We start from the raw sequence: 12,223 nt of genomic DNA, 5'->3' as shown, positions 1-12,223 counted from the left end.
AGAGCTTTAAGATGTCAAAGTTAAAAAACAGAGAATGAGCGAGAAAACAGGAGAAAACATTACTTTATAGTGGGAGGGATACGATGGAGTGCGTCCGTGACTACGCCATGTACGCCGCAGTCTTTGGGCTGTTCAGCTTCTCCTGGTTCGGCTGGGCGCAGGAAAAGCCCCGACCGGGCTGGCGCAACTATCTCGGCATGGCTGCAGGCGCCGCGCTGCTCGTCTGCCTCGTGGGCGTCTACCTGAGTGTAACCAATTGGCATGCCCCTTCCGCGCTGTCTGACCGGACTGCTTTTCAACGTTACTTGCTCCTCGTGTCTGTCGAATTTGCCCTTGCTCTGGCGGGAGCGCTTGTGCTCTTGAAAAAGCGGCGCAAGGACGAGATTGCCCCGTGGATTGCCTTGATCGTCGGCCTCCATTTTTTCGGGCTGAAAAATGTGTTTGCGGATGCGGGTTTATCCGTTTTGGCCGTGCTGCTGATTGTCGTCGCCCTTGTTTCCCGTCCGATCGCGCGCAAGCTGCAAGTGGCGAGCAGCGCGATTACCGGCATTGGCGTGGGGACGGCATTGTTTGCCTTTGCCATTTTGGGGCTGATCCGGTTTATGTCGGTGTAGCCGGTAGCTGGCCTTGAACAGCCCTATTTTTCCGAATCGTCTGACCACACTTTAAAAAGAAAGCCAGCGCGCTCTGGTTTGTCCGTTTTCATGCCCATTCCCCCTCGTTATGACTCGGCAAAATCGTTTTGCCACGAGTATGCTAAGCAAAAGGCATCTCGAATCATGTCAGCTTTCGATAGAGCCATCACTTTTTTTCGATAAAAGGAGCCAAAACACATGGATATAGATACCATCCGGGCTTTTGTCACGGTCGCCGAGCTGAAGAGTCTGTCTGCCGCCGCCTTTCGCATGAACCATCTGCAATCCAACATGACAGCGAAAATCAAAAAGATCGAAACGCATTACGAAAAGCAGTTGTTCATCCGCAGCTCCAAAGGAATGGAGCTGACCCATGAGGGAGAGAGGCTGTATGCGCACTATAAAAAGTTGCTGACCCTCTGGGAAGAAGCCGAACAGGAGATGCAGCAGCAAGACCCCAAGCTGCGGCTGGGCACGATGCAATCGGTCATCGGCTCGGAGCTGACGGCGGCGTTCACGGACCTGTACGATAAATATCCGCGGCTGTCCGTCACCTTGAAGACCGGCACCACCGAGGAAATGGAAAAAGCGCTGATGTCTGGCAGCATCGACCTCGCCTATACGATCGGCACATCCAGCAAGACGGAGCAGCTCCACTTCAAAAAAATCGGGACAGAAGAGCTTGTATTGATCGGCAAAAAAGCAAAGTCGGGCGTTTCGCTCCAGCATTTTCTGCAAGGCGAAACAATGCTCGTTTCCTCCAAGGAATGTCTGTGTACGGCGATTTTGCTGCAGCTTTACTCCGACCTTGGTTTGCCAGCAGCCCCCTTGACGGAAGTAGCCGTGCTGGAGACACTGTTTCAGTTTGCCGCTTTGGGCATGGGGATCGCCCTTTTATCCAAACGGATCGTCAGGCAGTTTGGGCTGACAGACTTTGTGGAGCTGCCCGCAGAGCATCGGTATGTGGATAAATATGTGGTCACGCGGCAAGGCTATCAGCTCTCGCCGCTGGAAAGGCAATTTATCGAAGCGAGTCATTTCCTGTAGCCGTGCGCTTTCCGGGCACGGCTCTTTTTTTATCTGTTTCTGGCCTGGACAAGCGGTACAATAGAGGGAAACTACTTCACTTGCTGGAGGGGAAAAGCCTTGAGCTACACAAGTCCGAATTGGCACACGTCCGCACTGGTTACGATTGACACGCAAAACGATTTTACTCTGCCAAAACGCCCCGGCGGAAATTCCGGGCACTGCACAGGTGCTGCCGCATATACACAAGGCGCTGGAGGCTTACCGCGCGAGTCGTTTTCCGATTATTCACGTAATTCACCCATGCAAAGAAGACGGCTCCAACGCCGACCTGTGTCGCCGGGAAGCGATTGAAAACGGCGCGAAAATAGCCGCGCCAAATAGCGAAGGCGCAGAGCTGGTCCGCGGGCTTCGTCCTTCTGCCTACACCGCCCTCGACTCCGCTGCGCTGCTTGCCGGAGGATTCCAGGCGGTGGGCGAGCAGGAATGGGTCATGTACAAGCCGCGCTGGGGCGCTTTTTATCAGACGGGGCTGGAGCTGTTTCTGCGGGAGCGCGGTATCGACACGCTCGTGTTTGCTGGCTGCAATTTTCCCAACTGTCCGCGAACTTCCATTTTGCGCCAGGTAGCCTGCTTTTCCGTCATTTACTCAACAAAAAACCAGGCGGCCCCGAATGGAGCGCCTGGTTTTTGCCTTTTTCCGCCTGCAATCCCGCTTTTGCCTAGCGATTGCGGCTTCGGTAAAGCAAATAGAGGAAAAAAGGGGTGCCTACGCCCGCTGTAAAGACGCCTGCCGGAACGTCGAGCGGTTGAAAGGCGAGCCGGGCAACCGTGTCGGCAGTCAGCAAGAGCAGGCTGCCGATCAGGGCCGCCACGGGAATGGCGCGGCCGTGGGACGGGCCGACAAGTTTTCGGGCGATATGCGGGCCGATCAGCCCGATAAAGCCGACGGCGCCCGCGACTGCAACTGCCGCCCCTGCCAAGGCGACGCTGATAAACAGCAGAATGCAGCGGTGAAGCTGCACGCGCGCGCCAAGCCCTGTCGCCAGCTCGTCCCCCAGCTCCTGGACGTCGAGGATGCGGGCGTACAAAAGCGCCAAAGGAATGAACACGATCACCCAGGGCAGCATGGCGTACACGTTTTCCCACGACGCGCCGTATATGCTGCCCGTCATCCAGATGTACGCCTTGCTGGCCGCCGTAATCGGACTGAGGACGATCATCAGCATGGTCAACGCGCTGGTGACGGCAGCTACCCCGATTCCGACCAAAATCAGCCTCGTGGACGTCACCCCTTTTTTCCAGGCCAAAAAGTAAATCAACAGCGAAACGAGCGCCGCCCCGCAAAAAGCCGCCAGCGGAAGCCATCGCACGCTGACCGTTCCCGCCGTATAGGTGATGAACGCGACTGCGGCAAAAGCAGCTCCCCCCGTCACCCCGATCACATCGGGCGAAGCGAGCGGATTGCGGGCCACGCCCTGCAAAATCGCCCCCGAGACGCTCAGCGCCGCGCCGACGAGCACGGCGAGCAGAACGCGCGGCAGCCGGAGCTTGCCGATGACCAGGGTCTGCTCCGGTGTACCGTAGCCAAACAGCGTGCGCACGACGTCCGACAGCGGAATCCATTTGCTGCCCGACTGCACGCTGACGACCATCCCGACGACGGTGCACAGCAGCAATCCCGCAAGAAGCAGCATCGTCTTCTGCGGCAGTAGCCGCGCAAAGCGTCCGGTCCAGCTTCGGATCGAAAATAGCCGATTCATTGCGATGCTCCTTTCGCGCGGTACTCTTTACGGGCCGTATAGACAAAGAAAGGCGCACCGACCAGCGCCGTCATGACCCCGAGCGGCATCTCGGCGGGCATAATCAAAAAGCGGGCTGCAATATCTGCACTCACCAGCAGGATGGCGCCCAAAACCGCGCTGTACGGAATGACCCAGCGATAGTCGATGCCGACCAGAAAGCGGGCGATGTGCGGAATCACCAGCCCGACAAAGCCGATCGAGCCTGCGACCGCGACCGAGCTGCCCGCAAGCAGGATCACGGTGAGCGCAATCAGCAGCTTGACGAGGCCCGTTTTTTGTCCCAAGCCTTTGGCAACCTCTTCGCCTGTCGCCAAAATGTTGACAGACCGGGCCAGCCATAGCGCCGCTACTCCGGCGAACAGCATGTAGGGCAACACCGGAAGCAAGCTGTCCAGCTCTTTGCCGGACACAGAGCCTGCCAGCCAAAACAGCACATTTTGCAGCCCGGACTCGTCCAGGACGAGCATTCCTTGTGTAAACGAAGCAAACAGCGCGGACATGGCCGAGCCTGCCAGCACGATTTTCAGCGGCGTCATGCCCCCTCGGCCCATCGAGCCGAGGAAGTACACGGTGAAAGCAGCTACGCCCGCTCCCGCAAAAGCGATCCAGACCAGTTGGTTCAGCGAGGAAATCGGCAGGACAGCCAATGCCGCCACCACAAAAAAGACTGCCCCGGAATTGATGCCGAAAATGCTGGGCGACGCCATCGGGTTTCGGGTCAACGCCTGCATGAGAGCGCCTGCCACAGCCAGGTTTGCTCCGATCACCGCAGCAAAAACGGCGCGCGGAAGCCTGGTCGTCATCACGATGACATGCTCCTTGAGCGAGGCGTCATAATCGCGAAACGATTCGATGACGGTCAGAAAGCGAATCGGCGTGCTGCCAAGGGCGATGCTTGCCACAAACAATCCCCCGAGGACAATGGCGCAGCCGATCAAGCCAAGCGCCTTGTAAACAGGCTGATGCAAGTATGAGCGCACAACAATCCTCCCTCGCTTTTTTCGCGAAGCGATCGACAAGAAAACTGCTGACGCTGCTTGCGGTCAACAGTTTCCTCTCGCGTCCTTATTTCAACTCGTAAAATTCGTACAAGTCTTCGAGCATGCCCAATGCCGCCAACGGGCCGGAGCCGTTGTTCCAGATCGCCGAATCCACCTCGAATACGCGATTGTTTTTCACCGCCCGCAGATTTTTCCAGAGCGGGTGCTCCGTCCACTCTTTGCGCAAATCCAGTCGTCCGTCATCCCGGGTCGTGCTCGTCTGGTCGAAAATGATATCTGCGTCCATTTGCGCAATGTTTTCCTTGGAGGTCAGCTTCACTCCCCACTCTTCGCCTTTCTGGTTCGTCGGCCGCGCTACGCCCAGCTCGTCCAGAACGAGAGCGGAAAAGCCGGTGTACACGATGCGGGCGTGATCCGGGCGGAAGTCGACAATCCCGACCTGCAGATTGAGCTTGTCGCCCATTTTTTCCTTGAACGCCGCTACCTTTTGCGCCCATTCCTCTAAAAACTTGGCCTCTTCCGCTTTTTTGTTCAGCGCTTCTGCACTCAGGCTCAAGGTGTCTTTCCAAATATGCACCTCTTCGGTCATCACCGTCGGCGCAATCGCGGACAGTTGCTCGTAAATTTTTTCGTGACGGGTCTTGGAGGCAATGATGAGATCCGGGTGGAGAGCTACAATCTCTTCCAGGTTCGGCTGGTTTTCCGAGCCCAGGTTGGTCACGCCGTCCATCTTGTCTCGAATGTAGTTGTACCACGGCTGCTCAATCCACGACTCTACTGCGCCTACCGGCTTGACGCCAAGCAGCAGGGCGGCATCGGTGGCGCCCTGGAACAGCGTCACGACTTTGGTCGGCGTGCCTTTTACTTCTGTTTTTCCCATCGCGTGGGAAACGACCCGGACGTCCTGTTGTCCCGCGTCTTTAGCTGGTTCGGCCGCTGCTTGCGGCTGGCTTTGCGCCGGTTGTGTCTCCGTCGTCCCCGCTGTTGCCGTTCCTTGCCCGCTCGCTCCGCAGCCTGCGAGCACGAAGGCAACGAGAAGCACGGCGCTGAAAATGAACGACCATTTTTTATCGATCAACACTGCTGTTTCCCCCTTTTGTTTTTCCGATGATTTCCTTGTCAATAGAAAGCTCACTGGCGCTTTTCTGCGCTTTCGTGCAGCGGGCCGATATGCGGAAGCACCATGAATTTCATCCATAGCTGGTTTAGGAGCAGCAAAACGGCCGAGCCGACAAAAATCAGCGGCAAGCCGAAACCGCTCGCAATCGCTCCCATGGCAAACGTCCCCGCCATGCCGCCCAAAAAGACAGCGCAATTGTGGTAGCTGTACGTCCTGCTCTCCATTCCTTTTGGCGCGTACTGCCGCAGGAGAACGTGCAGAGAGGGCATCATCCCGCCCAGGCATGCTCCCGTGCAAAAGCGCAGGGCGATGAATTGCCATAATTGCTGGACAAAGGCTTGCGGCACCAAAAAAACGATCGAACCGAACACGGCGAGGTTGAAAATCCGGTGGGAGCCGAACTTGTCGCCCCACTTTCCGAGTTGGGGAGCCGCGAGCATATTGGCAAGGCCCATGACCGCCGTCGTCACGCCCGCCATGATAACTACGTTGTCCTGATCGGGAAGCAACTGTTGGACGTACAGCGGGATGAGCGGCAACGTACCGACCATCGCTGCTCTGGCGATTGCGGCAGAGACGAACAGCGCGCCGAGCGGCTTTTTGCCCGCGATGTGCCGCAAATCGGCGAGAAAGTTCGTTTTCTCCATAAGCCGCTGCTCGTTTGCCACACGCTCTTGCACCCAAAAAACGATCATCATGGCGGCAAGCAAAATGCACAGACCTGTGTAGCAAAAGACGGCGCTAAAGCCGAAGCGGACAGCGAGCAGACTGCCCAAAAGCGGGCCGCAGATCGTTCCCCCGACCGCGCTGGCGTGCAGGATGCCGAGCGCATAGCCGCTGCGCTCCTGCGGCGTATTCGTTGCGGTAAAAGCGACAGCAGCCGGGCTGAAACCTGCCATCATCCCGTTTGCCAGCCGCAAAACGAGCAACTGCACAGGACTGGTGACAAATCCCATCAGCGTAATCGTGACCGCGAGACCGAAGCCGGAGCGAACGATCATCAGCTTCCGGCCGTGCCGATCCGCCAGCTTGCCCCACAGCGGCGAAAACAAAAACGCCGTCAGCAGATTGGCGACGTAAATCGCTCCTGTCCACCAGAGAACTTCGCCGGGATCAGACACGCCCATCTCCTGCAAATAGAGCGGCAAAAACGGAGTGACGCAACTGAGCGAGGCCATCGTCAAAAATTGCCCGGCGCACAAAATAAACAGATTCCGTCTCCACTTTTCCACCGTGCTGACACGATCCTCTCTCGCTGTCATCGGCTTTTCGCTCTCGGGCAAGCCGAGCAGAAGCCTTCGCGCGAAGAAACCTTGTAATGATAGCAGCACGTCTTGCGAATCCGGCCCGGTCGCGCTGTCGCTGCTCCAGGCTCGCTGTCGCCAAACTCGCAAAACTGCGCGAACGGATTTTGTTCTTCCCCGAACCATGGGGCAGGCGCGTGCTTGAGCAGGCAGGCAAAGTCAGCCTGGACGCGCTCCCGCAGTTCGCTTCCCGCCTCCGCTTTGATCCGCTTTTCGTACAGCGAAAACAAACGGACCGCCGTGTTTTCCCACAGCACCATGCGCGGAATGTTCGCCACGCGGGAAATCGTGTGCCACAGCGGCGCGATATGTCCGGCGAACAAGCTGCGGATGATCTGCTCCCGCCACTCGCTCCTGTCCCCGGCAGCGAACGCGCGAACGTCCGACGCGCGTACATGGAGTCGCGACAACCATGGCTCGCCCGGCTCCTTTGCCAAAACGAGCTGGCAATGCCCGATGTCCAGCGTGACTGCTTTGTTGTACACCGTCATGGCGTACAAGATGGGGGCAACGGTCAAAAACGCGTACCTTTTGGCAAACAGGGAGGCGGTCACTTTCAGCGAAGGGGCGTGCAAATAGCCGCTCATCCGCGCGAGACAGTCCGCGCACGTCTTTTCATCCAACAACTCTGTGACCGGAATCAACTCTCCCGAGCGCACGGGTACGCCATGGGTCAGGCGAAAATGCTCCGCCAAATACGCCGATTCGTCCGCTTCTAGCCAGTTTTTGTTCATCAAATGCTCTCCCTTTGCGGGCAGAGATGAGGCGGTCAGGACAACAGCGCGTCTGCAATTTCGTCCACCACCCGGTTAATCGCGACAGGCCCGTAAAAACCGATCCACATCGTCGTGTCGAACGTGCGCACATGGTTGGCTTTGACCACGCTCAGGTTTCTCCAGAGGGCGGACTCCTGGTAGGCGCTGGTCAGCGCGGCGTTCGTATCGTCCTGCAACACAAAGAGGTGGTCGGCATTCAGTTCGGTCATGGCGTCCAACTGGATGTACGAGCTGGTCCGCTTGCTGTCCATCGCCATCGGCGGCGGCGCGATGCCGAGATCGCGGTACAAAATCCGTGCCGTCCGGTGCGCCGTCGTGTGCAGCCGGATCATGTTGTCGCGCGGCCGGATCAAGGAAACCGTCTTGCCCCCCAGCTTGGCCGCAATCGCATCTTTCAGATGGACGATCTTTTGGTTGTACGCGTCAATCACGTGTTGCGCCTCCTGCTCTTTGCCGAGCATTTTTCCCAGCACAGGAAGCGTCGTCCGCCAGTCGTCGTTTCTGCCGAGCATCACCGTCGGGGCAATCGCGACCAGCTCGTCGTACAAATGCGCATGTGTATCCGTGCAGACAATCAACTCCGGCGACAGCTCGGCAATCGCGGTCATATCCGGATGATCCTTTGTCCCCAGCCTTTTGATCGCGCTCATTTTCTCGCCCAAATATTCCGGCAATCCGGACGGGCTGGTCGTGGCAAATACGCTGCCTGCTGGCAAGTGGCCGAGTGCGTACATTTGATCGATGTACTGGTAATCGAGCACCGCAATTTTTTCGGGCAGTCGGTCCAGCTCCAGTTCGCCTCGCGGATGCCTGATGTACTTGCTTGTCGTTTTTGCCACTCCCCCCTCAGGGTCTGCCTGTTTTGCACGCTTGCTCCTGTGCGCTGCCAGAGCAGCCGAAGCAGGTGCTGTTTTTTGTTGAGAATGACTCCCATTCTCGTTGTTAATACTATACAAGGGCACGCTTTTGCCGCCAATGAACGATGGCGACAAGCCGGATGGATTTTGACGACAAAGTTCGGGTTGCCCGGCCATTTTTCTGAATTGGCTGGGAGAGATGCCGACGTATTTTTTGAACAGGCGGCTGAAGTAATAGCTGTCTGTAAAGCCGACAGCCTCGGCAATGTCCATCAGCGGCACATTCAGTTTCAGCAGCAGGTCCTTGGCCTTTTCCAGCCGGACGCGGAGCAGGTATTCCATCGGCCCCACCGCAAGCGCTGCCTTGAACAGCCGTTGCAACTGCCGCTCCTGGCAGCCTACCTGGCTCGCCAGCGCATGCAGCGTCATTTTCTCGGAGAACTGCTCCTCGATCAAGCGGATTGCCTTGTCCACCAGACTCTGGGCAGTCGGCTCTTCTGCCTGCTCCTGGCGCTGCTGCAGCCATTCGTACACAAACTGATGCAAGAGCGCCTTCGCGTGGAGCCTGTCCAGCATGCTCGCCTTCTGCCATTTCTCGTGCATCTGGCGGACTGTGCCAAACAGCGGCAGCGGATAGCGCGGCGTAAAGCTGTGCGCGAGTTGAAAAGGGTCTCGCTTCTGCTGCAGCCGCAACAGCTCCTCGCGGCACGGCAGAGCCAGGGTCGCCTTGTATTGCAGCAAATAGTATTCGAGTGCTTCCTGCACGTAATCAATCGCGAGTACCGTGCCTTTTCCGGCGTGGCAAACATGATAAGGGCCCGCCTGATACTGCGCTTCGTCAAGCAGCACGCGAGCCTTTCCCTGTACGGTACACAAAAATGAGCCTGCCGTAAGCTGGTGCGCGCGCAGGCTGTCGCCTGGCTGGATCACCGCACGGCGGACGTCCACTACTTTGAGAGCTGCGTGATTCCATAACAACAAATCGTCCTGAAATGACAACTCCCTTTCCCTCCTGTTCTGTGCTGTGGCGTCGTGGAATTGGATGTGGGTCTATTATAAAGATAATGATTCTCATCATCAATAATGAATCGCCCCAGGCGACAGTCGGCCATATCCGCCTGGCGATGCGCATTAGAAAACTTGGCTACGCCACTGGCTTGACCCAGCCTTCGTTGTCTTTCTACTGGATAAGAATCTTATCCATTCTTGTCTGTATAAAAAAACACAGCCTTTGCGATAGCTGTGCGGTGACCAAGCGTTATTTGCTCTCGACAAACGTAATTTTTTTCATCAGCCGCCGGATTGCTTTTGGCCAAAAGTAAGCGGCGGGAAACGCCAGCGAAAAAGCCATCGGCCATGCTTTGAGCCAGCGCTCGAGCAGCATGGAGTTGAAGCCGAAATTCACCAGCATCATGAAGAACGACAAAATACAGGACATGCCCAGCGCCATTAAAAACGTAAAGACAATCGCTTCGTATTTTTTCGGGATTTTCACACACATCACCTCGCTGAATTTCCTGTTTCTTCCTATTAAAAGACAACCGTTCTGCGCGACGGTTACCCGATTAATTATGGTAGCTTAAAGCAAAATAGCGAAGCCGTCAACGCTGCAAGTGTCGACGGGACAAGAAAAAACCTTTGCTGTATCGCAAAGGTTTTTCAGCAACGCTGCTCTTGTTATTCCCTCATCCGGCTGGCGACGGCTTCCGCCAAATCTGTCGTCAATTGCGGGACGTGTGACTTCAGGATCGAGTTCACCATGGGGGCCTTCAAGCCTTTTGCCGTAATGTCGAGAAACCCGGTCATTTTCGTGCGCTCCTCCCCCAACGCCTCTGCCCGAAAGTAGCCTTCTCCCGTAAAATTCTCGTTGATTCCGGTCAGTGTAAACTTCACTTCCGTCGGCTCGTTCCACTCGGTAATGTCCACCTGCAGGCTGATTTGCTTTTTCATAATCCCGATGTCGCCGGTAAACGTCCAGGTCACGCGCCGCTCATGGATCACTTCGTGGCTGATGTAGCCTGGCACGAGCGGAACCCAGTTCTCCAGCACGCTGACAAATTCCCAGATCGTCCCGATCGGCAGCGGCAGCTCGATATCGTGGATGCCTTGAGGCATGGTTGCTCATTCCTTTCCCCTGGTTGTTTCGGATGTCTCGTAATATGTATGGCTTTAGGGGGCAGGATATTTCGGGAAAATGTGTCGTTGTCTTTACACAAGCTGCTTCCGGTCGGGCTTGCCCAGGCCGGTGTAGGCGATGCTGTCAACGAACACAATCTCTTTTGGCAACTGATACCTGGCGACTCGCGGGCGCAGCCAGCCAGCCCAGCAAAGCTTCCTCGGTCAGCCTGGCATGGCTCGCAGGCTGCACGAAATGCCCCGGGAAAGAACTTCCTTGATGGGTTTCGAGTATTCTGGGTTTCGGCGAAGCCTCTGGGAACTCATTTATGTTTGTATTCGTATCCTTCGGGTTTAAGCGTTGCACTAAGAGGTATTATCTCTCCGTTTTTTTCAGTATAAAAGTATCTTACATCGGGTTCATCAGCAAAAATAACTTCTACACTAAAAAGCGGAAGCTTCCCAAAAACGCCATCTACACTAGCTATTGTTTTCTCATCGAGATTTTTCTCCGTAATGAGATATTGGCGTACTTGATTTTCTAAGCTTAACAAAGTTCCTTGAACATATATAACTGGAGCAGAGATCATGATTAAGACCAGGAAAACTATAATCATTGTTTTTTTGTTCATTTTCGTTATCCCCCAAAAAACTGGTTGTAAAATGATGCTTTTTTTTCCCTAAAGAGTGAAAGCGATAATGGGCGCCCTACTATCGTTAATCAACTTTATAGGAGGAATTTTATATGGCATCTGATAGACCACAATATCCTGGTACTAACACGGATATGAAGCCAGGAGACGTATTGTACTCGAAAAAAAGCATCTCGACTTTTTTTGTTGGACACGTGGCAATTGTAGGACCAGGCTACAATGTAATTCACGTTCATCCAAAGGGACCTGGGTTCGTTGACGATATCAATTACTATGTAAATCGATTTGATGACGGCGATAAGATCCAAGTTCTCCGCCCCAGGAAAGGAGCTTCTAAGGCTGCTAAATGGGCAACCAACCATATTCGTGACGTAAAGAAATATTACTTCAATATGGACTTGAACAATATCGAGCTTAGTTATTGTTCTAAGTTCATCTGGCACGCATTTTACTATGGTTATGATCTCGATATTACCGGCACGGGCCTTACCGATCGTAGTAGAGCAACTCATATTTATCCAAGCGATGTTCGAGATTCAGAGGACCTTGCATCAGTAGTAACTATCAAAGTTTATAAGTAATAAGGTTGAATAAAACCTCGCATTAGCGGGGTTTTATTCCTTGCACAGATTTCCCAACTCTGTAATTTATACTCCAAGCGAAGAAGAAATCCTCTTTTTACCATCTAAGAACAAAAAATGTATTGATTAGTTAAAATAAGTTGCTTTTTACTTTGTTCATTTACCTATAAGATGGGATGGTGAGAAGCATGAATGATGAACTACTAAAAGAAGAGTGTAGGAGAGTTATAAAAAGGATTGCTTGGCGGTTGCAGTATCAAGCAAAGAAGATTTCTACAATGCTCCCATAGGCTGAGACACGGGAGCGTGATAAATAAGTTATAATGAAGCCATGGAAAAACGGAACCGAT

At 54.8% G+C, this 12,223-nt stretch carries 13 protein-coding genes; 4 read left to right on the top strand and 9 right to left on the bottom strand.

What is annotated here, in order from left to right:
* The first annotated feature begins 83 nt into the window (after nt 1-83).
* From AC3WJN_RS24690 to AC3WJN_RS24680, 3 genes are all read left to right on the top strand, one after another.
* Entirely contained in the window at nt 84-614 is a 531-nt protein-coding gene (locus tag AC3WJN_RS24690) for a hypothetical protein (RefSeq protein ID WP_005829681.1), read from the top strand.
* A 219-nt stretch (nt 615-833) separates the two neighbouring features.
* The gene (locus AC3WJN_RS24685; RefSeq protein WP_005829683.1) at nt 834-1,682 is read left to right on the top strand and encodes a LysR family transcriptional regulator; all 849 of its coding nucleotides are present in this window, start codon (nt 834-836) and stop codon (nt 1,680-1,682) included.
* 145 nt (nt 1,683-1,827) lie between these two features.
* Nucleotides 1,828-2,445, top strand: coding sequence for a cysteine hydrolase family protein (locus tag AC3WJN_RS24680; protein ID WP_005829685.1), 618 nt, complete (start codon nt 1,828-1,830; stop codon nt 2,443-2,445).
* On the opposite strand, the gene AC3WJN_RS24675 is transcribed toward AC3WJN_RS24680, so the two are convergent.
* The 9 genes from AC3WJN_RS24675 to AC3WJN_RS24635 all read right to left on the bottom strand — a co-directional run bounded on the left by AC3WJN_RS24675 (nt 2,384) and on the right by AC3WJN_RS24635 (nt 11,271).
* Nucleotides 2,384-3,424, bottom strand: coding sequence for a FecCD family ABC transporter permease (locus AC3WJN_RS24675; protein ID WP_005829688.1), 1,041 nt, complete (start codon nt 3,422-3,424; stop codon nt 2,384-2,386). The two genes, AC3WJN_RS24680 and AC3WJN_RS24675, sit on opposite strands and share 62 nt — an antisense overlap.
* Entirely contained in the window at nt 3,421-4,446 is a 1,026-nt protein-coding gene (locus tag AC3WJN_RS24670; RefSeq protein ID WP_007778692.1) for a FecCD family ABC transporter permease, read from the bottom strand. The genes AC3WJN_RS24675 and AC3WJN_RS24670 overlap by 4 nt, the downstream gene beginning before the upstream one ends.
* An 85-nt stretch (nt 4,447-4,531) precedes the next feature.
* Entirely contained in the window at nt 4,532-5,548 is a 1,017-nt protein-coding gene (locus tag AC3WJN_RS24665; protein ID WP_007778690.1) for an ABC transporter substrate-binding protein, read from the bottom strand.
* 50 nt (nt 5,549-5,598) lie between these two features.
* Nucleotides 5,599-6,849 (bottom strand): MFS transporter, encoded by a 1,251-nt coding sequence (locus AC3WJN_RS24660; protein ID WP_005829692.1) that lies wholly within the window; start codon nt 6,847-6,849, stop codon nt 5,599-5,601.
* Nucleotides 6,846-7,625: an IucA/IucC family C-terminal-domain containing protein gene (locus tag AC3WJN_RS24655; protein WP_007778688.1), complete on the bottom strand. Its 780-nt coding sequence runs from the start codon at nt 7,623-7,625 to the stop codon at nt 6,846-6,848. Before AC3WJN_RS24655 ends, AC3WJN_RS24660 begins: the two co-directional genes overlap by 4 nt.
* A 35-nt stretch (nt 7,626-7,660) precedes the next feature.
* The gene (locus AC3WJN_RS24650) at nt 7,661-9,523 is read right to left on the bottom strand and encodes a helix-turn-helix domain-containing protein (RefSeq protein WP_429776042.1); all 1,863 of its coding nucleotides are present in this window, start codon (nt 9,521-9,523) and stop codon (nt 7,661-7,663) included.
* Between the two features lie 259 nt (nt 9,524-9,782).
* The gene (locus AC3WJN_RS24645; RefSeq protein ID WP_283859270.1) at nt 9,783-10,025 is read right to left on the bottom strand and encodes a DUF2798 domain-containing protein; all 243 of its coding nucleotides are present in this window, start codon (nt 10,023-10,025) and stop codon (nt 9,783-9,785) included.
* Nucleotides 10,026-10,201: 176 nt separating this feature from the next.
* On the bottom strand, nt 10,202-10,639 hold the full coding sequence (locus tag AC3WJN_RS24640; protein WP_005829702.1) for an SRPBCC family protein: 438 nt from the start codon (nt 10,637-10,639) through the stop codon (nt 10,202-10,204).
* Nucleotides 10,640-10,962: 323 nt separating this feature from the next.
* Complete coding sequence (locus tag AC3WJN_RS24635; protein WP_492329346.1) at nt 10,963-11,271, bottom strand: DUF3139 domain-containing protein; 309 nt, start codon at nt 11,269-11,271, stop codon at nt 10,963-10,965.
* Between the two features lie 113 nt (nt 11,272-11,384).
* Here AC3WJN_RS24635 and AC3WJN_RS24630 point away from each other — a divergent pair, with 113 nt between their 5' ends.
* Nucleotides 11,385-11,873, top strand: a complete 489-nt coding sequence (locus AC3WJN_RS24630) for a C40 family peptidase (RefSeq protein WP_005829706.1) — start codon at nt 11,385-11,387, stop codon at nt 11,871-11,873.
* Nucleotides 11,874-12,223: the final 350 nt, after the last annotated feature.

The sequence above is a fragment of the Brevibacillus sp. FW306-2-1A-C05A genome, assembly GCF_058781555.1.
The sequence above is the reverse complement of the archived record's forward strand: the minus strand, read 5'-3'. Positions and strand labels throughout refer to the sequence as shown.